Source organism: Thermomicrobiales bacterium (assembly GCA_041390825.1).
In the GTDB taxonomy this organism is placed as follows: Bacteria; Chloroflexota; Chloroflexia; order Thermomicrobiales; family UBA6265; genus JAMLHN01.
The window spans coordinates 47,018-70,758 of the sequence record JAWKPF010000014.1 but is presented as its reverse complement, the minus strand read 5'-3'; the positions used below and the strand labels follow the sequence as shown (position 1 = coordinate 70,758).

The following is a 23,741-nucleotide window of genomic DNA, read 5'->3' as shown; positions in this document are numbered from 1 at the left end:
GAAGTTCACAGTCTCTCGCGCCAGTAGCGGCAGATAGTCGTGCCAAACATCAGTTGGTCGCCGGACTCGATCAGCTGGACGCCGGCCACTGGCACGCCATTCACGAAGGTCCCGTTCATGCTCTGCCGATCGACAATCGAAACACCGCGCTGCGTGTCGTGGAGCTCGGCATGGAAACGCGAAACCTCCGCGCTGTCGATGATCAGGTCGTTGCTCAAGTCCCGACCAATGGTGACGATCTGCTTGCGAACAGTAAAGACCTCCCCGGTTGCGGGTCCGCTACAAATCTCGACATACCCCGAGGGCCCTGCGCCCCGCGACGAGACGACCTCGAATGCCTCGGTCAATCCGGGAGCGAGGAAATGCGCGGTTTCTGGCTCGACCTCGGTTACGGTCGCGTTCACTTCGAATCGTCCCTTGCGCACTCTCTCACTCGGATGAAACTGAACACGCATGACCCCAACCGTGGACAGATTCGATGCGAGGGCGATCTCTTCGAGCCAGCCCTCCAGGTCGTCCGCCAGAACGCGCCCATGCTGCTGGTAGGGACCGAAATCATCGGGATGCAGTTCCACGGAAAAATCGTTCGGCGCCACTCGCCCTCGAACCGTCACGATATTGCCCGCCATCAGCTCACGCTTCAGACGTTTCCCGATCTCGGCCGGCTGCACGGTTCGCTTGAAGAGCATCGCGAAGGGACGCTCCACGATGAACTCGAGCGAGTTCTCTATGCGGGTGAAAGGGCGCAAGCGCATCGGCGAAATCGTAGTTAGGACGAATGACTACGCCGAAAATCTGACCGGCGCATCCGCATGCGAGTATAGTGCGCACGTCGTTCCGGCCAGACTCGATTGGCTGCAGGAGTTCGCATTCGCGTGAAAAAGCCGGCACAAATTGGCGCGTCGATTCTGACCGCGGATTTGCTGAATCTGGGAGATGAGATACGACGCGCCGAGGATGCTGGGGTGGATTTCTTCCATCTCGATATCATGGACGGAATGTTCGTGCCGAACATCACGTTTGGGCCGATCATGGTGGAGACCGTACGATCGGCTACCGATCTGCCGCTCGACGTCCATCTGATGATCGCGTCCCCTGACCGATACCTGGATGCATTCGTCGACGCCGGAGCTACCACGCTCACGTTGCATACCGAGGCGGCGGACCACCTGCATGGAGCGATGCAGCACCTCAAGCGCAGGGGAGTTCGGGCAGGGGTTACGGTCAACCCAGCCACACCGCTCGTCATGCTGGAGGAAGTGCTGCCAATCGCCGACCAGCTGCTTGTCATGAGCGTCAATCCCGGATTTGGGGGTCAAACGTTCATCCCAGGTTCGCTCGGCAAGATCGAGCGAGCGTTTGGGATGATCGAGCGTATGAACCCAGCCTGCAATCTGGAAGTCGATGGCGGGATCAAGGCAAGCAATATCGGCAAGGTGCGGGCCGCGGGCGCGGATATGTTCGTAGTGGGATCCGGAGTCTTCAATCCGGACGCATCGGTCCGTGAATCAGTGGCGCAATTGAGAGAAGCGCTGGTCGCATCAGATTCTTGAAGCTCGAACATTGTGAGGATTCGAAACGCGTGTCAAGCTCTCTTCAGTTAGTTGTCGAACAGCCGCTGCGCTTCAGCACCGGGGCATTTGAAGCGAGTGCCGATTCCACTGGCCGCTCCGCGGTTCTGCTTCGTGAGATCTCGCTGCTCGATTCGGGAATGACGCCCCAGCCGGCGACACTGATGGCGGTTGCCACCGACCACGCCGATGGCGCCGGAAACGCCCGGGCCGAGCGCGCGATTGCGTCGTTCCAAACTGCCGTCGTCGATGGCACCCAGACCGACATGGCCGCGCGGTTGAAAAGCGCATTTCGCGCGGCCAACGCAGACGTCTACGCAACCGATCCCGGCGAGATCTCGATGGTTGCGTTGGTCGCACGTGGAAAGTACGCGTCGTTTGCATCTGTCGGCGACAACCAGGCATTTCTCTATCGCGCCGACCGGGTGAATCAGGTCACGAGGAACCAACGAACTGAGCGAGGAGGAGGACGGCGAAGCGAGCAGCGGACGCTCGACGTGCAGGCCGGACCGCAATTCCTCGGTGTGCAGGAGCGCCTGGAAAGCCGGCTTCCGGCGATCTTCGATATCACGCTCTTGCCGCTCGATGCATTGGCGCTGGTGAGCGGTCCGCTGGCCGACTCGCTTGCGGCTGGGGGAACGACGAACGCCCTCGTCGCGCCAGGGCAATCATTCTCGGGAATGATCGAGCGGCGAGTGGCAGACGCATCGGACCCAGGCAGCGCCGCAACCGTGCTCGAAGTCCTGCCCATCCGGGAACCCATGGCAGAGCCGCCCGCGGAAGCACTCAGCAGCCAAAGCTACTTGCCGTATCTTCTCATTGCATTGGTGATGCTGGCGGGGCTGATCTTCGCGCTCTGGTACTTCTTCGCCTAGCCGGCATGCAAGTCGTCGACGCGCACGTCCATATCTTTCCAGAGGAGATCGTTCGGCATCGAGACCGATTCACTGCGCGTGACCGCTGGTTCGAAGAGCTGTATGCCTCGGAACGGGCGCGGCTGGCAACTGCGGAAGACTTGGTCGAGAGCATGGACGGCGCCGGGATCGACATATCCATCGCCTGCGGGTTTCCGTGGAGAGACGAGGGACTCTGTCGGTTCCACAACGACTATCTTCGTGCGTCCGCGCAGAGTCACCCGGATCGGATCGCGTGGTTGGCGATCGTCTCTCCTCGTGCAGCCGAAGCCGCGTACGACGCAGGAGTCGCGTTGGCCGCGGGCGCCAGCGGGCTGGGTGAGTTGAACGCAGACGCGCAAGGGTTCGACCTGCAGAACCCAGCTGAACTGACAGACATCGTTTCAGTTTGCGTGGAGCGAGATCGCCCGATCATGCTGCATGTCTCCGAACCGGTGGGTCACAGCTATCCCGGCAAGGGGGAATCCACGCCGGCGCGGCTGCTGTCGACGCTGGAGGCGTTTCCTGCGTTGCGAATCGTTGCCGCGCATTGGGGAGGGGGACTGCCCTTCTACGAGTTGATGCCGGAAGTGAAGGCTGCAACGGCAAACCTTGCGTACGACTCAGCAGCCTCGACCTATCTCTACGACCACAGTGTGTTCGAGACCGTCATCGATCTGGTTGGAGTGAATCGAGTGCTCTTCGCGACGGACTTTCCGGTGCTCAAACAGGCGCCGCTCCTGAACAAGGTGCGCGCGCGCCCGGGAATCTCCGCATCCGCGTTGAGCGCTGTCTTGGGCGAGAATGCGAAGCGGATCTACGGACTAGAGGAGGCGATCGCATGATCGCAGGGTTGCAAGGAGCGATCGAATCGAAACGCGCCGACGCGCTGCTGGTCGATGTGAACGGCGTCATCTATCGCGTTGGGACATCGACATCGACCTTGAGTGCGGTCGGTGGTGTGGGCGACCCGGTGCGGCTTTTCACTTACCTGCTGGTACGGGAAGACGCATTGGCGTTGTTCGGATTCGCGACGCAGGAAGAACTCGACATCTTCGAGGCGCTCATCTCCGCATCAGGTATCGGGCCGAAGATCGCGTGCGCGGCACTTTCTCGGTTCCGACCAGAGCAGTTGCGAGAGGCAATCCATCAGGGCAATGCCCAACTCTTCTCGACAGTGCCTGGCATTGGCGCCAAGACGGCTGCCAGACTGATTGTCGACCTGAAAGGGAAACTTCCCGAACCAGCTGCCGGCGCCACCTTTGGCGCTGTCGCGGCCGATGACGATGTCGTTGCCGCGTTGCGGTCTCTCGGGTACTCCGCGGCAGAAGCGATGGCCGCGGCCATGCGCGTCGAATCGATTCCTGGCATGACGAGCGAAGAGCGCGTCATCGCCGCGCTCCGCATCATCAACGAGGACTAATCGGGGGCGATCTGCTCGAGACGAAACTCGATCGCGCGCGCATGGCCGCCGAGCCCTTCCGCCTTCGCCAAAGCGATGGTGGCCGGCCCAAGCCGGTTCAACGCTCGGTCGTTCGCCGCTGCGAGACTGATGACCTTCGTAAAATCTCCCACGTGAATCGGCGAAAAGAAACGCGCGGTGCCTCCAGTGGGCATCACATGACTGGGACCAGCCGTGTAGTCGCCCAACGCTTCCGGGCTTCCTTCCCCGACGAAGATTCCGCCGGCATGCTTGACCAGCGGTACTGCGTCCCATGGATTCTGCAGGAGCAGGCAGAGGTGCTCAGGGGCGTAGAGATTCGCCAGATCGATCGCTTCTTCGGTTGTAGCCACTATCGCGATCACCCCGTTCGCTGCAAGTGACTCTCGAGCGATCGACTCGCGTTCCAGCTGCGCCAATTGCAACCCGAGTTCGACCTGCACCATGTGGGCCAGTCGCTCGCTGGTGGTGATCAGGATTGCGCTGGCCATACCGTCATGCTCCGCCTGGGCCAGCATGTCAGCCGTGGTCAACCGGGGATCGGCAGAGGAATCGGCTACGACGACCGTTTCTGTGGGGCCGGGCAACTGATCGATCGCGACCTGGCCGAAGACACGCCGTTTTGCCAGTACCACAAAGATGTTCCCGGGACCGAACAGCTTGTCGACCCGCGGCACCGACTCTGTCCCAAACGCCATAGCCGCGATGGCCTGGGCGCCCCCAACCTGAATGACCCGATCGACATTGGCGACATGGGCAGCCGCCAGGATCAACGGCGAGACGCCATCTGCCGCCGGTGGCGAGGCGACGACGATTTCCTCCACCCCCGCAACTCGTCCGGGAACGGCGGTCATCAGAAGCGAAGACGGATAGACCGCGCTTCCGCCGGGCGCATAGACTCCGATGCGCTCCAGTGGCCGAACGATCTGCCCCAGCGCCCCCTCCGGACCAAAATCGATCCAGGACGTGCGCTTCTGCTTCTCGTGAAACGACCGGATCTGATCGGCAGCGAGGACAAGTGCTGTTCGAAGCGCGGGATCGATACTGTCGAAGGCTGTCTTCCATGCCGATCTCGGCACATCGATGGAGTCGAGCTCGACGCGATCGATCTCGCGGGTGTAGTGAAGCAGGGCTTCATCCCCGCGGGCGCGCACGTCGTCGACGATACGATCGACCACCTGCTCGGCGGTCAGCGGCGCACCGAAAACGCGCTCGATTCCGCGTCTGGCGCCCTCCGAAAGCTCGAGGGTCTCCAGCCCACCCTTGCGGCGCAAGGCCTCGCGCGCGGCAGAGTAACCATGAACGACCCGAATCGATACCGGTTCGTTCATGCCCGCAGCCGCCCATCCACTTGCTGCTTGAGAGTGCGTTCGATCTTAGCGCGAACCTTGACCAGATCGTCATCGGTCAACGCGCGACCCGGTGATGTGAACGTGAGCCGATAGGCGAGGCTCTTGTTTCCCTCGCCGATTTGCTCACCCTCGAACACATCGAAGAGCACGACCCCGGTCAACAATGGACCTGCGCTTCCGCGAATCGCCGCCTCGACCTCCGCCGCTGGCCGTTCGTTGGCCACGACGACCGCCAGGTCTTGTTCGACCGGCAAGAACTTCGGCGACGTTATGGGAGCTCCATGATGCTGCGAGAGCTGAATGAGCGATTCCGCGTCGATCTCACCAATGGCCACCCGAATCCCGTCGATCCCGAATTCTTTCGCGGCGCCCGGATGGAGTTCGCCGATTCGACCGATCCGTGTGCCGCCGGCGAAGACATCGGCTGTGCGGCCGGGATGCATTCCCGGCGACGTGGTCGGTTCGAAGCGCAAGTCCTGGACGCCAACGGCTCGCAGAGCCGCCTCGACGACCCCTTTGAGATCGTAGAAGTCGACTTGCCCCGGAACCGCAAAGCGGCCGAGATCGTCGCGGGATCCGGCCATCACGATTCCAAGCGTCTGGATCTCGGTTGGCAGCTCGTCCCTGCCAATCGGGAGATAGACGCGAGCCAACTCGAAGAGCGACACCCGTCGCTGGTGACGGAGATTCGCTGCGACTGTCTCCAGCAATGCCGGGATAAGCGTGTTGCGCAAGAGCGGCCGTTCCGCATTCAGTGGATTCACGAGCCGCATGAGCGAATCCAGAGGCTGGGGGAACAGCACTCCAACCGCGCCGTCTTCGTCCTGGAACGTCGACAGCATGTACTCCGATGCCGTGATGTACGTGACCGCTTCGCTCACTCCGGCGGAGGTGAGGACCTGCCGGAGCTTGGTCTGCAAGAGGTAGTTTGGATCGCGCACGACCGGCACCGTGCGGCCGACCGGCAACGTCGCCGGAACCTTGTCGTATCCCATCACCCGGCCAACCTCTTCCACGATGTCCTCCGGGATGGAGACATCACTCCGGAAGGTCGGGATCGTGACGGTGAGTTGTCGCCCACCAGGTCCGTCGAAGATGCTGGGCTCGAAACCGAGGTCCGTGAGCACTTGCTCGACATCGCTGACCGAGAAGCCAATTCCAAGCAACCGTTCGATGCGGTCGAAGTCCATCGTCAATGCGCGTGGTTCAGCCGGTCGTGGATACACGTCCGCGATCTCGACGATTTCCGATCCAGGCGAGACCTCGATCAGAAGTTGAAGCGCGCGCGCGATCCCCACCTCGGCCAGATTCGGGTCGACCCCGCGCTCGAACCGGGCTGAGGCATCGCTTCGGAGCTTGAGTAGCCGTGAAGTACGCCGAACGGACTTCATGTCGAAGCTTGCGCTCTCCAGCAGGATGTCGACCGTCGCGTCCGATACTTCTGAGTCGGTACCGCCCATGACACCGGCCAATCCCACTGCCCGGTCGGCATCGGCAATCACGAGCATGTCGGAATCCAGCACGCGATCGACATGATCGAGCGTTTCCAGCCCTTCACCGTCGACGGCCCTTCGCACGATGATCCGGTTTCCATGCAGATGGTTCAGGTCGAAGGCATGAAGGGGCTGGCCGTATTCCAGCATCACATAGTTCGTGACATCGACCACGTTGTTGATCGAACGAACACCCGCCTGGTTGAGCCGCTGCGCCATCCACTCAGGTGACGGCCCGACCTCGATGCCCTTCACAACTGCGCCAATGTATCGAGCGCAGAGATCTGGTGATTCGATGGAGATCAGTCCCTCGCGTGAAGCGGGCACGGATGCCAGATCGGTCCGAACGGGTTCGGAAAGCGGCTGGTGGTATAGCGCGCCAACCTCTCGGGCGACGCCCAGAATCGAGAAGTCATGCGCCAGGTTCGGCGTTATCTCGAACTCGAGCACCGTGTCACCCAGGTACTCCTGCAACGGCAGCCCGACCGGGGCGTCATCCGGCAAGACGAGGATGCCCTCGTGCTCGTTCGACATGCCGAGCTCTTTCTCGGAGCAGACCATCCCCTCGGACATGATTCCTCGGATCTTGCCTGGCTTGAGTGTCTTGTACTCGCCGGAATCGCTGTACCCGTCGATCAATCGGGCGCCGGCCAGAGCCAACGCGACCTTTTGACCAGCGGCGATGTTTGGCGCGCCGGTAACGACCGTCAGCCGATGCTCACCGGCTTCTACGTCGGCCAACACCAACCGGTCGGCATCGGGATGTCGCTCGACGTTGATGACAGCGGCGGTGAAAACCTTGTCCCAACCGGCGCCAACAATGTCGATCTTTTCGACCTCCAGACCTGCGAGCGTCAAGCGCCGCGCCAGTTCAGCCGGTTCGACATCGACTTCGACGAATTCTTGCAACCACTTCAGCGGAACTCTCATGCCGCCACACCCCCGGAACCAACCGCCTTGGCGGCGAACTGCTGCAAGAAGCGGAGATCGTTTCCAGCGAAGGCGCGGACATCGTCCACACCGTGCCGCATCATGACCATCCGCTCGATCCCCAGGCCGAAGGCGAAGCCGGAGTACTTGTCGGCGTCATAGCCAACCGCTTCCAGCACCTTGCGGTGGACCATGCCCGCGCCGCCCATCTCCAACCATCCCGAATGCTTGCAAACACGGCATCCGGCTCCATCGCAGATCGCGCAATCGACCGCGAAATCGACACCCGGTTCCACAAAGGGGAAAAAGTCGCATCGGAAACGAATCTTGCGTTTGGGACCAAAGAGCTGGCGCGCGAGCTCCTGAAGCACCCCTTTGAGGTCGGCAAGGGTGATGTGCTCATCGACCGCCAAACCCTCGAGCTGATGGAACATCCACTCGTGTGACGCATCCTGCGCTTCATAGCGATAGGCGCGCCCAGGAACGACCACGCGCACTGGCGGGGAGGTCTGCTCCATCACCCGCGCTTGCATCGGCGATGTATGGGTCCGCAGGACGATTTCGGCACTGTCGGTCTCGACCAGGAACGTGTCCCAGACGTCTCTTGCTGGATGGTCGGACGGAATGTTGAGCTGGTCGAAGTTGTAGAACCCGCTCTCGACCTCCCGCCCGAAGACGGTCTGGAAACCCATCAGCGCGAAGATGTCGCTGAGTTCTTCGATCATCTGGAAGACCGGATGCACGATTCCAATCTGAGGCTTCCGGCCGGGGAGGGAAACGTCGATTCGCTCAGCATCGAGCTGTTCGGCCAGTTCCGTTGCGTGCAGCGCCGCCCTTCGCTCGTCCAGGAGCGCCGCAATCGACTGCTTGACACGGTTCGATTCGCGCCCCGCTTCCGGACGCTCGTCGGCACTGAGACCACCAAGCTGCCGCATCAACGTGGTCAGCGACCCCTTGCTGCCGAGGACGTCACGCTCGACCAGGGTTAGGTCAGCAGTCGTGCGCGCGCGTTCGATCTCGGTTACCGCGGTTGCCTGAAGGTCTTCGAGTTGTTCGATGAATGTTGCCATTGGCCATTCGCATTCAGAAAAGGCGCGACCCACGAACAGGGACGCGGGATCGCCGCGCGGTACCACCCTGTTTCGCCGAAATTCGGCGCGCTCGCTGTCTGAATGGAATCTCAGACTGTCCCTGGTAACCGCGGGACCCGCGGAACCGACTACCAACGCTGCGTGCGTCTTCACCGGTCAGCTCAGGAGTGAATTCACGGCGCGCGCTTCGAGGCGGCTCGCAGCTTCCGCCGCCCTCTCTCGTCGATCGCTTGCGCGTTACTGGTCTCCCTCATCGCGTCCTGACAGGTCAGGAACCGGCGAGAGTATAGCAAACGGCTCCTATACTCCCCCTGGAGATTTCGTCGACCTTTCGTGCAGGAGAGATGCTTTGGATTCGATGATCGAGTTCGTTTACGGACGCGAGATCCTGGACTCGCGCGGGAACCCTACCGTCGAGGTGGAGGTTGGTCTGACCAATGGAATCGTCACCCGGGCGGCGGTGCCATCCGGGGCGTCTACCGGAGCGTACGAGGCGATCGAGCTGCGCGACGGGGACAAGAGCCGCTATGGCGGCAAAGGCGTGCTTCAGGCGGTTGCCAATGTCAACCAGACGATCGCCGAAGAGATCGTTGGCATGGACGCAATCGATCAACGTGCCGTCGACCAGATGCTGATCGAGCTGGATGGTTCGCGAAACAAGGGCAATCTCGGCGCAAATGCGATGTTGGGCGTCTCGCTGGCTGTGGCCCGTGCGGCAGCTACGGCAACCGGTTTGCCGCTCTATCGCTATCTCGGTGGCCCGCAAGCACGCACCTTGCCGGTCCCGATGATGAACATTCTCAACGGCGGAAAACATGCACAGGGCTCCAGCGTCGATATGCAGGAGTTCATGGTCATGCCGGTCGGCGCCGAAACGTACACCGAGGGACTGCGCTGGGGCACCGAGATCTTTCACGCGCTCAAGGGCATGCTGGTAAAGGCCGGACTGAACTCAAATGTGGGAGACGAAGGCGGATGCGCGCCCAGCCTCCCTTCCAACGAGGACGCAATCAAGCTCGTCACCGATGCCATCGAAAAGGCGGGATACGTTCCAGGGGAGCAGATCGTGATTGCGCTCGATCCGGCCTCGACCGAGCTCTACAACGACGGCACGTACGAACTGTCTGGCGAGGGACGCACGCTAACGTCCGAGGAAATGGTCGACTATTGGGCCGATTGGGCGGCTCGCTATCCGATCGCGTCCATCGAGGACGGACTGGCAGAAGACGACTGGGCGAGTTGGGAAGCGCTGACCCGCAAGATCGGCGACAGGATCCAGCTGGTGGGAGACGATCTCTTCGTCACCAACACCGATCGGTTGGCGCGGGGAATCGAGGAACACGCCGGAAATGCCATTCTGGTCAAGCTCAACCAGATCGGCACATTGACCGAAACCCTGGAAGCGGTCGAGATGGCGCAGCGAGCCGGGTTCGGCGTGGTGATCTCGCACCGGTCGGGCGAAACGGAAGACACCTTCATCGCGGACCTGGCCGTCGCGACCAATGCCGGTCAAATCAAGACCGGCGCGCCGTCACGCATGGATCGGGTCACCAAGTACAACCAGTTGCTTCGCATCGAGGAGCTGCTTGGTGGGGATGCTGTCTATCCGGGCGCCGCGGTTTTCGATCGCAGGTAACGGATTCGCCGCACCGACAACAGCCATGGGCGGCCAGGACGGCCGCCCATGTTCATGCTGAGAGCCTATGCGAGAAGCGATGGCGCCACCATGGTCGAGGGCACATCCAGGTCGAGTAGCCGCAAGATCGTGGGTGCGACCGACGAGAGCGCCGCATCCGATCGCAACGACGTGCGCCGCAACGGACTCGTTTCGGGCGTGACCAGCACACAGGGAACAGGATTGGTGGTGTGAGCCGTCATCGGCCCACCGGTAGCACGGTCGATTTCCTCTTCCGCGTTGCCATGGTCGGCAATGATGAGGGCGGAACCGCCGGCCGCGTTCAGTGCATCGACAATCTGACCCAGACACGCATCGACGGTTTCGATGGCTTTGACGGCTGCGGGAATCACCCCTGTGTGGCCCACCATGTCGCCGTTCGCGAAGTTCACCACGATGAATCGATGTCGGCCGCCTTCGAATGCTTCGACAACGGCCTTGCACACGCCAGCAGCGCTCATTTCCGGTTGCAGGTCATAGGTCGCGACCTTTGGTGAGGGGACCAATACACGGTCTTCTCCCGTAAAGGGTTCTTCCTGGCCACCGTTGAGGAAAAACGTGACATGCGCGTACTTCTCGGTTTCGGCTACATGCAACTGGGAGAGCCCGGCTTCACTGATGACGCGCGCGAGTGGCTGGTCGATGTTCTCTTCCTCGAAGATGACCGTCGCGTTGAGGTCCTCCATGTAGCGAGTCATGGTCAGGAGCTCGGTCGGCCCGGGTCGGTCAGCAGCCCGGGCAAACCCTGAAAAGTCCGGGTTCGCGAGCGCCTGGGAAAGCTGTCTCCCCCGGTCGGAGCGGAAGTTGAAGAAGATTGCGGTATCCTCGGGACCAAGAGTGATGGGGGATGCCCCTGGCGGGACGATCGTCGATGGCGGGATGAATTCATCGGTGACGTCTTCACGGTGCCAGGTTTCGACACACGCAAGCGCTGAGGTAAACGATCGGCCTGCACCGTCGACGATGACGTCATAGGCAGCCTGCGTGCGATCCCAACGCTTGTCACGATCCATGGCGAAGTAACGGCCCGTGACAGTCACGATACGGCCGACGCCCATTCGCTGAAAGTGATCCTGCAGATACCGGATGTGGTCTCCGGAAGCGGTCGGAAGCGTGTCACGTCCGTCGGTGAACGCGTGAACATAAACGCGTTTCATGCCTCGCAGCGCCGCAACAGCGACAAGCGCCACCAGGTGGTCGCTGTGACTGTGAACGCCCCCGTCGCCGATCAATCCGAGGAGGTGAAGCGCCCCTCCTCGAGCTCTGCAACGGTCGATCGCATCGGTCAGTTCCGCTCGTTCGCCGATCGAGCTGTCGGCGATCGCCTTGTCGATTCGGGTGATCCATTGATCGACCACGAAACCAGCTCCGATGTTGAGATGACCGACCTCAGAATTCCCCATTTGGCCAGCCGGCAAACCGACGGCTAATCCGCTGGTGGTGAGGGTAGTGTGGGGATAGTCCTGCCAGAGCTTGTCCATGGTTGGTGTTTCGGCCAGGGACACCGCGTTACCCGGACCGTCCGGTGCAATCCCCCAACCATCCAGAATGACGAGAACCACCGGTCCCGTGGAAGTCGATTTGCTCTTCAATGCCATGCCGCCTGTCGTCGTCTGTCGATCATGCGTTGAGTGTGCCACGAACGGGACGAACGTCTAGCCCCGTGCGAGAATGGGCGGCGATCGAGTTTGGTGATTCTGAGGGGGATTCGATGACCTATCGGGTAACGTTGATTCCGGGTGACGGCATTGGACCGGAAGTCGCAGACGCAACAAGAACCGTGCTGGACGCTACCGGAGTGCCATTCGAGTGGGATGTCCAGCCTGCGGGAATCGAGGCGATGGAAACGCACGGCGATGTGCTTCCGCAGGCGACGCTCGATTCAGTGAAGGCCAACGGGGTTGGACTGAAGGGTCCGATCACTACCCCGATCGGAAGCGGGTTCCGCAGTGTGAACGTTGCCCTTCGGCATGCGCTCAACCTCTATGCGAACCTGCGTCCGGGCAAGACGATCAAGGGCGTTCAGGCGCCATTCGAGCATGTCGATCTCGTGGTCGTGCGCGAGAACCTGGAAGGAATGTACTCGGGCATCGAGTTCGATACCGGCACGGCGGAAGCGACTGAGGTCATCGACTTCATCAACGCGCGAAGCAAGCGGCAGATCGAGCCCGATGCGGCGCTCAGCATCAAGCTGATTACGCCGCTGAACACCGAGCGGATCGTGCGCTATGCCTTCGAATACGCCCGCGCCAACGGCCGCAAGAAGGTAACGATCGTCCATAAGGCGAACATCATGAAGTTCTCGGACGGACTGTTCCTCAAGGTCGCACAGAACGTGGCCAGCGAGTATCCGGACATCGAATCGAACGACCGCATCATCGACAACATGTGCATGCAGCTGATGCAAAAGCCGGATGAGTACGATGTGCTGGTCATGGCGAATCTCTATGGCGACATCGTGAGCGATCTCGTGGCCGGCATGATCGGCGGTTTGGGGGTCGCGCCGAGCGGAAACATCGGAACAGAGGCGGCCGTGTTCGAGCCGATCCACGGCTCGGCTCCCAGTCACGCTGGCAAGAACGAAGCAAACCCGACTGCCATGATCCTCTCGGGCGCGATGATGTTGCGCCACCTCGGGGAACAGGATGCGGCGGCACGGGTCGAGAACGCGGTGGCCGATGTGATCGCGGACGCCGACCGGGTCACCTATGACCTGCGCGCGGACCGCGATCCGTCGAAGGCCGGCACGACCACCGAGATGACCCAGGCCATCGTCGAGCGGCTCTAGATGCCGTGACCAAAGTCGGAGTCGAAACGGTACTCGGTTTCGCTCCATGGTCGTTTCCAGGCATCAGATGCGAAACGTGAAAGTGCGAAGGGGGCCAGGTCCGCGGACCTGGCCTCACCGTGTTCGATGAGCTCGGCCAATGTGATGCCAACCGCTGGCGCCTTCTTGAACCCGGCGCCACTGAAGCCCGCTGCCATATAGAGCCCTTCGATCCCGGTCGAGCCGATGATCGGATGCGTGTCCGCGCTCATGTCGTACAAACCCGCCTGCCCGTGCAGGTAGCGCGCGTTCTTCATTGCCGGAATGCGACGAGAAATGGCCTCGATCGCTTTGGCGGGGTACGCGTGGTCGTTGAAGAGGTTTGCCGTATTGGGATCGACCTCATCGTGTTGGTCTCCCCCGGCAACGCCAACCAGACTGCGGCCCGGCGCCCAGGGGCGCGTGAAGATGCCGGCAACCGTGTCGAGATAGATGAAATGCGGCTCGACCAGCTCGAACGGCCGCTGGGCGATGATGATCTGCACGCGGATCGTGTCGATCGGCACATCGACCCCAGCGGTTGCCAGCAGGGCTGTCGACCAGGGACCCGCGGCGCAGACGACGACATCGGCAGGCCGATTGCCACTGCTGGTCGAGATCCCTGTGACGCGACCTCCGACCTGCTCGATCGCTCGCACTTCGACGCCCTCGAGGACCTCCGCGCCCGCCTCAATCGCGGCCTGGATCATCGAGGTGGTCGCCTGAATCGAGTCGACATATCCGCTGTCGGGCTCGAACGAGACATAATCGACATCGCCAACGAAAGTGTGCGGCTGCAGTTGCTGGAGCTCGTCGGCGGACATCAACCGAGAGTCGATCCCGACGCGGTTCTGCATAGCGATGTTCGCGCGCAAGAGGCCGATATTTGAGGCGTACTCGCCTTTGGTTGCAACCGTCACTACGACCGGCCAGGGAACGTATCCGCACGATCCCCCAACCACGGTCTCCCAGTTGCGGTACGTTTCCCAACCGAGCTGGGCGAGGCGAGCCTCGGGCTCATTGGTGTAGTGACGTCGCAGCAGGGCGCCGGTGCGACCGCTGGCGCCGGCCGCGACAACCGACTTCTCGTAGATGGTGACGTTCCCCAGACCGCGCGAGGCCAGTTGCCAGGCAATCGACCCGCCAACGATTCCACCACCGATGACCGCAATCTCCGACTTCGCCATCCCGATTCCTTTCGCTGGCAGTAGGTCGCTGAAGGGCGACTCTTCTCGCTTGCAACGCCGCGTAACGATCTGAGAACCATGGCACAATAGCGCTATGACACTGCTGCCCGTATCCAGCAACTTCTCACGCACATGACGACGTCCCTTCTGATCGATGAGCTCGAACGAGCGGTGGGAGCCGGAAATGTTTTCGGCGGCTCGTCCGACCTGCTCGTCTACGAGTACGACGGTTCGGTCGATGCGGCAGTCGAGACGTCTCGCCCGGCAGCAGTCGTACTTCCGCAGACCGTCGAGCAGGTTGCCAGCGTCGTCAAGATCGCTCGCGCCCACAAGTTGCCGATCGTTCCTCGGGGCGCGGGGACAGGTCTCTCTGGAGGTTCTGTCGCGCAAAGCGGGGGTATCGTCGTTGCCCTCACTCGCATGGCAGGGATTCTGGAGGTCGACTACGACAACCGGATCGCATTGGTCGAACCTGGTGTCATCAATCTCGAGCTCAGCGATTGGGTCAAACCAGGCGGGTATTTCTTCGCTCCCGATCCATCGAGCCAGCGCGCATGCACGATCGGCGGAAACGTGGCCGAAAACTCAGGTGGTCCGCATTGTCTCAAGTACGGCGTCACCACCAATCACATTCTCGGACTGGAAGTCGTCGATCCAGACGGGAAGGTCCGCTGGATCGGCGGGCGAGGCGAGGAACAGTCGGGGTACGACCTGACTGGCGTCTTTGTGGGATCCGAGGGCATGCTCGGCATCGTCACCAAGGCGCTGGTGCGATTGACTCCGAAGCCGGAGACCATCTCGGTGCAGCTGGCGGCGTTTCCGACCGTCGAAAGTGCATCGTTGGCCGTCTCGCGCATCATTGGCGCGGGCATTCTCCCGGCAGCGCTGGAAATGATGGACAACCTGACAATTCAGGCAGTCGAACCGGCCTACCACGCCGGATATCCGATGGACGCCGGCGCGGTGTTGCTGGTCGAGACCGATGGCGTCACCGAGGATGTCGAAGACACTGCCCGCGAAATCGAGAAGATCTGTTTCGAGACTGGAGCGACACTGGTCCGCCAGGCCATCACCGAAACCGAACGTGATCTGCTCTGGAAGGGGCGCAAGATGGCGATTGCCGCAATGGGCCGTCTCGCGCCGAGCTACTACCTGCACGACACTGTCGTGCCCCGCACCAAACTGCCCCAAACCCTTTCCCAGGTCGAGGAAATCTCCAGGAATTTCGATCTCCCGATCGCAAACGTCTTCCATGCCGGTGATGGGAATTTGCATCCCCTAATGCTCTTCGACCGCATGAACAAGTCCGACATCGAGAAGGTCGTCGGGGCAAGCAAGGAACTTATCCAATACTGCGTAAGCATTGGCGGAGCGCTTTCCGGCGAACATGGAATTGGCACTGAGAAACGCGACTACATGACGCTGGTCTATACGGGAGACGATCTGGCGGCGATGGCGGGGGTCAAGCAGGCCTTCGACCCGTCCGGCGCGATGAATCCGGAAAAACTCTTCCCCAGGGGTTATATGTGCGGCGAGGTGCGCGCGCACTACAACGCGGCATTGGCGCAGAAATATGGCATCTACCCCCTCTAGCTCAACCTTGCCGATCGCGACGCCGGAGACACCACGGCAGCTTGCCGAGTTGCTGGGGGAGTCGGCAGCGCGTGGGCAGGCGATTTCGCCAGTTGGCGGCGGAAGCAAGCTCGCCTTTGGCAACCCGCTCAGTCGTGAAACTCAGAGGGTTTCGACCAAGAGTCTCGACAAGATCCTGGCGTATGAGCCAGACGATATGACGATTTCGGTGGAGGCAGGCGCCACGATCGAATCGGTCTGGCGGGAACTCGCCGCGCGCGGGCAGACGATTCCGATCGAAGTTCCCGCACCGAACGTGGAGACCATCGGCGGGTTGATTGCTACCGGGCTCTGTGGCCCGCGTCGGCTCGGCTCCGGCTCATTGCGCGACGCTTTGATCGGCATCCAGGCAGCCTACCCCGATGGCACGTTGGGCAATGCGGGTGGCATGGTCGTCAAGAATGTCAGTGGATTCGACCTGATGCGCATGCACCTCGGCGCGCTCGGCACCCTCGGAGTCGTCGTGAGCGCTAACTTCAAAGTCGTTCCGGCGGCACGCGCCGAAGCGACCGTCCTGGCGGATCGTGCCTCGCTGTCGGAGCTCGAAAGCGACCGTGTCTCGGTTGGCAGTGGTCGCATTCGCCCTATCAGTTTCGAAGCGCATCGAAACCGCGACGCGTGGCGGGTGGCAACGCGGATCGAGGGCCGACCAGCGACGGTCGACCAGATGGCCCGCGAGCTTGCTGAGCGACTGGGTGACGGGCGTGTGATCGTCTCCGATGAGAGCAGGGACTTCTGGACGAGATACGTCGCAAAGGAAGCTTTTCCCGATGAGACCGACCAGTTCGTCGCGCAACTGCGCGACAAACCGGCACGGACGATCCGAACGCTCGAAACGGCTCTGGCTACATTCGATTCCGCCGGTGTCAGTGTCGAAGATATTCGAGTCTCGCTTGGCCTGGGAACGGTCCGAGTGACTGGAACCACGCGTGACGAAACGAGTACGGCGCTCGCGGACGCGATACGGCGTCTGCGAAACGATGGCGTGACGGTGCTTATTGTGTCGGCCCCGGAGTCTGTAACGCGCGAAGTGGGAACATTCGGGACGTCGGAGGACGTACTCGAGCTCATGCGCCAACTCAAACAACAATTCGATCCACGGTCGGTGCTCAATCCAGGCCGCGTCATTCCGGAGCTCTAGATGCCCGTTGCCACCTCTGCCGACCTCAAGGAGCTTGGAGAAATCGTTGGGTACACCGACACGGATGCTCCGGACCCTGAGCTCCTGAAAGCATGCGTTCATTGCGGGATGTGTCTGTCGTCGTGCCCGACCTACCGCATCACGGGCCAGGAGATGTCCTCGCCGCGGGGTCGACTCTGGTTGATGAGCGCAGTCTCCCAGGGGCGGCTCTCGATCGACGATCCGCTCTTTCAGGAGCAGATGTACCAGTGTCTGAATTGCAGGGCCTGCGAAGCTGTGTGCCCGTCCGGTGTCCAGTACGGACCATTGGTCGAGGCCGCGCGCTACCAGATCGAGCAACGATTGCATCGACCGGCCAAGCAGCGCATCGCACGTAAGGTCATGCTCGACTGGACGTTTTCAGACATGCGCAAGATGGGCGCCGTGGCACGCATGACCAGACTCTATCAGACCACGGGTTTGCAGAGGGTTGCCCGCAAGACCGGCGCTTTGAAGCTGTTAGGTCTCTCCGAGATGGAGAAGATGGCGCCTGCGACCCACGGGAAACCGCTCAAGCCTGGTCGCGAGACGTGGAATGCTGCTGAACCAGAGCGCGCGGCCCTCCTCTTCAACGGCTGCATAATGGGGACCGCCTTTGGCGACACCAATCGCGCCGCCTGTCGCGTCATGGCTCGCAACGGCGCCAATGTCGAAGTCCCTCCCTGTCAGGGCTGCTGTGGCGCGCTACAGGTTCACAGCGGCATGTTCGAGCTGGCACGGGAAATGGCGAGGGCCAACATCGACGCGTTCGAAGCTGTCCCGGACCGGGAGATCGTAGTGACTGCCGCCGGGTGCGGCTCCACGCTCAAGGAGTATGGGCACCTGCTCAAGGACGATCCGGACTACGCCGAGCGGGCGCATGACTTCGCGCTGCGAGTCAAGGACTTCTCAGAGTTCGTTGCCGCGGAAAACCGCACGACTCCCGGACCGATCAGGCGAAAGATCACCTATCAGGACGCGTGCCACCTGGCGCACGCGCAACGCATTACTGCCCAGCCGCGCGCATTGCTCAAGTCAATCCCGGAACTCGAATTCGTCGAGATGCGGGAGTCGTCGCTCTGTTGCGGAAGCGCCGGGATCTACAACATCTTGCGGCCGGAGATGGCGCGGAAGCTCGGTGAGCGCAAAGTGGGTCACATCATCGAAACCGGCGCGACCGAGGTCGTCACCGCCAATCCTGGTTGCGCCATTCAAATCGCTACATTGCTGCGAGAGGCGGGTTCCGACATCAAGGTGACGCACATCGCGGACTTCCTCGACGAGGCCTACGCGAATGCGACGGGACCGGCGTCCGAGCCGGAATAGCGTCAGGCGATTGCCGGGAATGTCATTCGGGCGGCGGTGCAGGTGCCGTGCCGCTGGAGCGAGAACTCCCCTTTGAGATCCGACTCCACCAGTCGCTGGACAATGCGCAGACCGATTCCCGCATTATCGGATGCCTCGAAATCGGCGGGTAGCGTGTTGCCATCGTTTTTGACTTCGATCGTCACCAGATTCCCGGTCTTCCAGGTGCGAATGCGAATCAGACCGTGCTCGAGACCCGCGAATCCGTGCTCGATCGAGTTCGAGATGAGTTCGTTGAACAGCAACGCCAGCACGGTCGCCTGTTTGGTTGGCACGACCACGTCCGTTGGCTCGATGACGAACTGAACGCTCAGACTCGGCGGAATGAGCGTGATCTTCACTTCGTCCGCCACCAGACGGGCGATTGCATCGATCGTCGCCCCGCGCAAGCGTGACTCGTCGCTGAGCAGATCGTGCACGGAGGCAATCGCCTGCACGCGCCCAATTGCGTCCTGCAGGTGCTTTTCCGCCTCACTTCCTTCGACCTGCCGTAACTGAAGTGACAGCAATGCGGCCACAGTCTGCAGGTTGTTGCGCACGCGATGGTGCATTTCCTGCAATAGCGTGGACGCGGTTTCCACGCTTCGGCGAGCCTCCTCGTAGAGCTCTGCGTTCTCGATTGCTATCGAAGCGGTGTCGGTGAACGCCTGCAGGAGCGCGAGGTCGTCCTCAGTTACCTCCATGCCGGTTCTGAGCCGAACGCAGAGCGCGCCCCAACGCTCACGGGCGGAACTGAGCGGCATGCAGTAGAGGATGTTCGATCCGTCGACATAATCCATGTCGACCGCGCGCGCGCTGCCCGAGTTGATGACGTCGCTCAGCAATGCATCACGCGACGCCTGGTCGGAGACCTGACGGGCGGTGCCGACCCGATACTCGACCATCGGAGCCGACTCTTCTCCTTTTCCGGGACTTGGAAGTCGAAACACCGCAGCGGATTCGGCGTTGGTCAGTTCTACAGCCGACTCGCTGACGAATCGAAGCACATCGTTCAGGTCGAGCGCGGAGGCAACTGTGCGTGAAACGCGCTGCAATGTTCCGAGCTCGATGATCTTCCGCCGAAGGCGTTCGTCGGTCAGCGAATGGAGCTGGGTGTACTCGACACCGATAGCCAACTCGGACGCCACGTCCTTGAGAAATGCGCGCTCGCCTTCGTCGAACGCCTGGGGCTCCCGCATCCAAAGGGTCAGGACACCAACCATGCGGTCCGGGTTCGCCAGCAGCATAGGGAGGGAGGCCTGCGACCGATAGATCTCGTCTCGCAGAGCGGGAGAGGGAAACCAGTCAGGGTCGTTCTTCACCTCTCCGGCGAAGACGGCTTTGCCCTCTGCCATCACCCGGCCGATGATGCCGCGATCACCACGGATCGTCATCGTGCCGACCAATCCGGGATCGAATCCATGTTGGCCGGCCAGGGTGAAGCTGTTTGTCGGCCGGTCGAAGACGAAAACCGTGGCCGCGTCTGCATGAGCAGCTTCGATGATCGCTTCGATGCTCTTCCGCAGGTACTCCGTCGATGACGTTGTGATAGTTGCCGCTCGACTGATTCGGTGCAGCGCGTTCAATCGGGAAATGAGTGGCGAATCAGCAATGTCACGTGCGGAATCTGCCGGGAAACCGGACAACTGGGCAGTGCGGTGACCATTGGCGATTGAGGCGAGCAGAACGCTGAGACGTTCGTTGCGGTTCTCATCTGCAAGCGGCTGTGATCGATCGAACGCCTCGAGCGCAATCGCGAACGTTTGCTCCAGCGAGAGACCGTCATGCGCCGCTTCCGCGCCCATGGCCTCGTAGTCCCTTCGGGCCTTTTCGAACTCGGCTTCTGCTGCGAGTCCAGGTTGGTTGCGGATTTCGTCAATGTCTGTGGTCCGCTCTGGCGGCGTCATCATCTTGGGACCGGTATCCAATCTTGTACTCTTGACCGTCGGCGTCATTTCGCCGAGACGAGAACGGTCAGCACATGCGTCAACGACGAAGCGAGTCGTCACAGCAATTCTATCGGCCCACGCCAGAGAGTCCGACCCAATCGGGGTCGGCGCCACGCCGGCACGGCTCCGTTCGACGGCGAATCGCCGCTGCGATCGTGACGGATCCGGGAGTGGATGGAAGCTTTGGGCGCCTGGTGCGCGCGCTCCTGCTCCTGTCGGTCGGACTGATGATGGCGCTCGGCGCTGCGGTGGCTGACGTCTACCTGCATCGCGGAATCGAAACAAGCGCGGAACCACCCTACGTGCAACAGGTGTCCGGGCGCGGTCTGGCCACGAATGTCGATTTGAGATCGTTCTCCGAGTCCCAGATCGAGGCGATCGCCTCGACGTTGCGATCCAATGGTTTCACCATCGTGCGGCAATCGTTCGATTGGGACGATATCGAGGCGACACAGGGCGAGTTCAACTGGGACGCATACGATCCAATCGTGCGCAATCTGAGTGACGCCGGAATCCAGATCGTAGCAGTTGTCGAGGGCGCGCCGGTCTGGGCTGCCAAGCCGGGCTCCGTGGAGGGAAGCGTCGCTCCGCCGAGCAATTCGGCTGATTTCGCGGCATTTCTGACCGAGTTCGTCGGCCGCTATGGCGCGTATGTCGACTATGTGCAGGTTTGGGACCAGCCGAACGATCCTGCCCATTGGGGTGGTACCGCGGCGACCGCTGATGAATATGTCGGGCTGCTTGCACCTGCATTCAACGCCATCAGGACGGCAAACGGGCAAACCCAGGTGATTCTCGCGGAGTTCTCTCCTACCGGCGCAACCGGCACAACGGGCGACGATCTCAGGTTTCTCCACAATGTCTACGATGTCGGGGGCGCTCCATATTTCGATGCTGCCGCGGCCGCGGTCGATGGGGGAGTGGCGTCTCCGTATGACCGCCGCGTCGCAGGCGACACCCCCAGCTTGTCCCGCGCCGAGCTCTTCCGCGAAGTCATGATCGAGGAAGGCGACTCCACCAAACCGGTGTGGATTACCCATTTTGGATGGGATTTAGGAGGCGGTATCTCCCGTCAGATGCAGGCCGAGTACCTGGTGGCGGGCATGGAACGGATCCGCACCGAATGGCCCTGGGCGGGTCCGGTTTTTCAGTGGGCTTTGCTGCCGCAGCAAGCCGGTCCAGGCGACGAAGGCCGGGCCCTCCTCAACGAAGACGGTACCTCCACCGTCTCATTCGAGTCGGTCACCAAACTCGCAGACTCGGGAGTGGGGACCGTTGCGCCAACCGGGTTCGTTCCGATGGATTCAGGACCGGTGACCTACGGCGGCGCATGGAACGATCAACACCTCGACGGACGCGTCTTCAAGACGACGAGCGAGGTTGGCGCGACCACAACGATCACATTCGAGGGCACCGGCATCGTGGTCTATCTGCGTCGCAGCCCAGATGCGGGGTTGATTCGCGCAACACTGGATGGGGCTCCGCTGCCCGATTGGGGCGACGACGATGGCGCTTCGACGATCGATCTGACCTACTACCAGGCTCAGGATATTGCGGTGTCGCTCGCTTCCAACCTGGACGATGGCGTGCATAAGCTCACCCTGACCATGTCCGATCCCGGACAGCTCACGATCGGCGGGGCCGTCGTCTCGCGCGACCCGCAGCCTTGCGGCATTGAGGTGGTCGCTGCCATCGCGTTTGCGATGACGATCACCGGCGTTGCCGTGAGATCGTACAGTTGCGGCCGAGCTGGCGGATCACGCGCCAGGCGGCGCGGCGACACAAGGTCCCCAGTTGCCGTCGTTGCCGGATTGGCGGCCGATGCCACGCACACGATGATTCAGAACGAGAGAAGCGATTTCGGCGCTGGCCAGCGATCGCTCGTCATCTGGGCAGCGACCCTGGCGATCGGGGCAACCGCCTGGCAGCTGTCCGGCACGCCGTTCGTGGGTGCATGTATCGTTACTGCCGTGCTGCTTGCGGTGGTTTCCCCTGAGGGCGCTCTGTACGGCGCATGCGCAGCGATTCCGCTCGTATTCCACCCGATCGAGGTCGGGTCGCTGCACCTGGGGTTGCTGGAAATCGGAATCCTGGCGACTCTTGCCGGAACGCTGCTTCGGATTGCGTACGACTATTCGGAGAACCGTCAGGGGCGAGTGCAGCTGCATCCCGGTTTCGAGGTCGTTTGGATCCTTCCGATCGCGCTGTTCATCATTGGATCGCTTTCGCTCATCTGGATGCCGTTCGATTCACACCGCGCCGAAGCACTGCGAACGTGGCGCTGGGTCATCCTCGAACCCCTGCTGCTTTTCCTGCTGGCGAGACGGGCGATCGCCCGAGAGGGGCCCGCACCGCTTACGACTGCGTTGGTCTTGCCAGCCGCTGCCGTTGGGTTGGCAGCGATCTGGCAGTTGGGGTTTGCAAGTACCTCATTCTCGGTCGACGAGGTCCAGCGATCCACAGCTACCTATCTCCATCCAAACAATCTGGCTCTCTACCTGGAACGTGCCTTCATGCTCGCACTGGGACCAGCGCTGTTGCTTCACTCGCGCTGGGGGTGGCTCTTTCGGGTCTGTTCAGCACTGACCTTGCTTGGCGTCGCAACCACGTTTTCGCGGGGCGCGATCATCGGCATTGCCGTTGGAATCGCGGTGATCCTTCTGGCTCATCCCATCGAGCACGGGTGGAAACTCCTGGGCGTTGGGACGCTGGCGTCTGCTGTTGCCTTTGCGCTCTTTGCCTCCGATAGGTTTTCAGGTTCCGATTCCTCCGGCTACTTCCAGACTCGACGGTACCTATGGAACGGGGCAGGCGCGATGGTGCGGGATTTTCCGCTGAGCGGTATTGGTCTCGATCAGTTTCTCTGGCTCAACCAGGCAAGGTACATCGATCCGCGCATCTGGGATGAGCGATACTCATCTCATCCGCACAACCTCGTGTTCGACAGCTGGCTTAGCCTGGGAATGCCCGGCCTGATCCTGTTGCTGGGGTTTCTGTGTGCCGGTGGATGGTTGGTATGGAAGTCACGCATGGGGAGAATCGCGCTCTCGCCATGGCAACTCGGCGCTCTTGGGTGTCTGGGAGCCGGAGTGGGACATGGTCTGGTCGACAATGGATACTTTCTCACCGACCTCTCCGCCATGACCTGGTTGGCGATTGCGCTCGTATTGGGCTCGATGTCGTCAAGACGACTGGTCCGACATGACTGACGCGGCTAT

The 23,741-nt window shown here is 61.5% G+C and carries 17 protein-coding genes; 10 read left to right on the top strand and 7 right to left on the bottom strand.

Features of this window, described 5'->3' with window-relative positions; translation table 11 throughout:
- Nucleotides 1-5: 5 nt before the first annotated feature.
- Nucleotides 6-755, bottom strand: coding sequence for a DUF3662 and FHA domain-containing protein (locus R2855_09095; GenBank protein MEZ4531173.1), 750 nt, complete (start codon nucleotides 753-755; stop codon nucleotides 6-8).
- Between the two features lie 120 nt (nucleotides 756-875).
- Here R2855_09095 and rpe point away from each other — a divergent pair, with 120 nt between their 5' ends.
- From rpe to ruvA, 4 genes are read left to right on the top strand one after another with little or no spacing between them, the layout of a single operon-like run.
- Nucleotides 876-1,553, top strand: coding sequence for a ribulose-phosphate 3-epimerase (gene rpe, locus R2855_09090; protein ID MEZ4531172.1), 678 nt, complete (start codon nucleotides 876-878; stop codon nucleotides 1,551-1,553).
- Nucleotides 1,554-1,582: 29 nt separating this feature from the next.
- Nucleotides 1,583-2,446 carry a PP2C family serine/threonine-protein phosphatase gene (locus R2855_09085; protein MEZ4531171.1) on the top strand — a complete coding sequence of 288 codons (864 nt, stop codon included), beginning with the start codon at nucleotides 1,583-1,585 and terminating at the stop codon, nucleotides 2,444-2,446.
- A gap of 5 nt (nucleotides 2,447-2,451) precedes the next feature.
- Nucleotides 2,452-3,309 carry an amidohydrolase family protein gene (locus R2855_09080; protein MEZ4531170.1) on the top strand — a complete coding sequence of 286 codons (858 nt, stop codon included), beginning with the start codon at nucleotides 2,452-2,454 and terminating at the stop codon, nucleotides 3,307-3,309.
- Nucleotides 3,306-3,887, top strand: coding sequence for a Holliday junction branch migration protein RuvA (ruvA, locus tag R2855_09075; protein MEZ4531169.1), 582 nt, complete (start codon nucleotides 3,306-3,308; stop codon nucleotides 3,885-3,887). Before R2855_09080 ends, ruvA begins: the two co-directional genes overlap by 4 nt.
- Here the strand turns inward: ruvA and hisD are convergent.
- From hisD to pheS, 3 genes are read right to left on the bottom strand one after another with little or no spacing between them, the layout of a single operon-like run.
- Entirely contained in the window at nucleotides 3,884-5,236 is a 1,353-nt protein-coding gene (hisD, locus tag R2855_09070) for a histidinol dehydrogenase (protein ID MEZ4531168.1), read from the bottom strand. The two genes, ruvA and hisD, sit on opposite strands and share 4 nt — an antisense overlap.
- Complete coding sequence (gene pheT, locus R2855_09065; GenBank protein MEZ4531167.1) at nucleotides 5,233-7,680, bottom strand: phenylalanine--tRNA ligase subunit beta; 2,448 nt, start codon at nucleotides 7,678-7,680, stop codon at nucleotides 5,233-5,235. Before pheT ends, hisD begins: the two co-directional genes overlap by 4 nt.
- Nucleotides 7,677-8,750, bottom strand: a complete 1,074-nt coding sequence (gene pheS / locus R2855_09060) for a phenylalanine--tRNA ligase subunit alpha (protein MEZ4531166.1) — start codon at nucleotides 8,748-8,750, stop codon at nucleotides 7,677-7,679. The genes pheT and pheS overlap by 4 nt, the downstream gene beginning before the upstream one ends.
- 379 nt (nucleotides 8,751-9,129) lie before the next feature.
- Between pheS and eno the strand changes: the two genes are divergently transcribed.
- The gene (gene eno / locus R2855_09055) at nucleotides 9,130-10,407 is read left to right on the top strand and encodes a phosphopyruvate hydratase (protein ID MEZ4531165.1); all 1,278 of its coding nucleotides are present in this window, start codon (nucleotides 9,130-9,132) and stop codon (nucleotides 10,405-10,407) included.
- Between the two features lie 65 nt (nucleotides 10,408-10,472).
- Here the strand turns inward: eno and gpmI are convergent, their stop codons facing one another.
- Nucleotides 10,473-12,044 (bottom strand): 2,3-bisphosphoglycerate-independent phosphoglycerate mutase, encoded by a 1,572-nt coding sequence (gene gpmI / locus R2855_09050; protein MEZ4531164.1) that lies wholly within the window; start codon nucleotides 12,042-12,044, stop codon nucleotides 10,473-10,475.
- Nucleotides 12,045-12,157: 113 nt separating this feature from the next.
- On the opposite strand from gpmI, the gene R2855_09045 reads away from it, so the two are divergent.
- On the top strand, nucleotides 12,158-13,234 hold the full coding sequence (locus R2855_09045; protein ID MEZ4531163.1) for an isocitrate/isopropylmalate dehydrogenase family protein: 1,077 nt from the start codon (nucleotides 12,158-12,160) through the stop codon (nucleotides 13,232-13,234).
- Here R2855_09045 and R2855_09040 read toward each other — a convergent pair.
- Complete coding sequence (locus R2855_09040; protein ID MEZ4531162.1) at nucleotides 13,231-14,439, bottom strand: FAD-dependent oxidoreductase; 1,209 nt, start codon at nucleotides 14,437-14,439, stop codon at nucleotides 13,231-13,233. The genes R2855_09045 and R2855_09040 overlap by 4 nt on opposite strands.
- 132 nt (nucleotides 14,440-14,571) lie before the next feature.
- Between R2855_09040 and R2855_09035 the strand changes: the two genes are divergently transcribed.
- The 3 genes from R2855_09035 to R2855_09025 are packed head-to-tail and all read left to right on the top strand — an operon-like array spanning nucleotide 14,572 to nucleotide 18,556.
- Nucleotides 14,572-16,032 (top strand): FAD-linked oxidase C-terminal domain-containing protein, encoded by a 1,461-nt coding sequence (locus tag R2855_09035; protein ID MEZ4531161.1) that lies wholly within the window; start codon nucleotides 14,572-14,574, stop codon nucleotides 16,030-16,032.
- Entirely contained in the window at nucleotides 16,013-17,212 is a 1,200-nt protein-coding gene (locus R2855_09030) for an FAD-binding oxidoreductase (GenBank protein ID MEZ4531160.1), read from the top strand. The genes R2855_09035 and R2855_09030 overlap by 20 nt, the downstream gene beginning before the upstream one ends.
- Nucleotides 17,213-18,556: a heterodisulfide reductase-related iron-sulfur binding cluster gene (locus tag R2855_09025; protein ID MEZ4531159.1), complete on the top strand. Its 1,344-nt coding sequence runs from the start codon at nucleotides 17,213-17,215 to the stop codon at nucleotides 18,554-18,556.
- Between the two features lie 2 nt (nucleotides 18,557-18,558).
- On the opposite strand, the gene R2855_09020 is transcribed toward R2855_09025, so the two are convergent.
- The gene (locus R2855_09020) at nucleotides 18,559-20,484 is read right to left on the bottom strand and encodes a GAF domain-containing protein (protein ID MEZ4531158.1); all 1,926 of its coding nucleotides are present in this window, start codon (nucleotides 20,482-20,484) and stop codon (nucleotides 18,559-18,561) included.
- A 209-nt stretch (nucleotides 20,485-20,693) separates the two neighbouring features.
- On the opposite strand from R2855_09020, the gene R2855_09015 reads away from it, so the two are divergent.
- Complete coding sequence (locus tag R2855_09015) at nucleotides 20,694-23,732, top strand: O-antigen ligase family protein (GenBank protein MEZ4531157.1); 3,039 nt, start codon at nucleotides 20,694-20,696, stop codon at nucleotides 23,730-23,732.
- The last annotated feature ends 9 nt before the right edge of the window (nucleotides 23,733-23,741 follow it).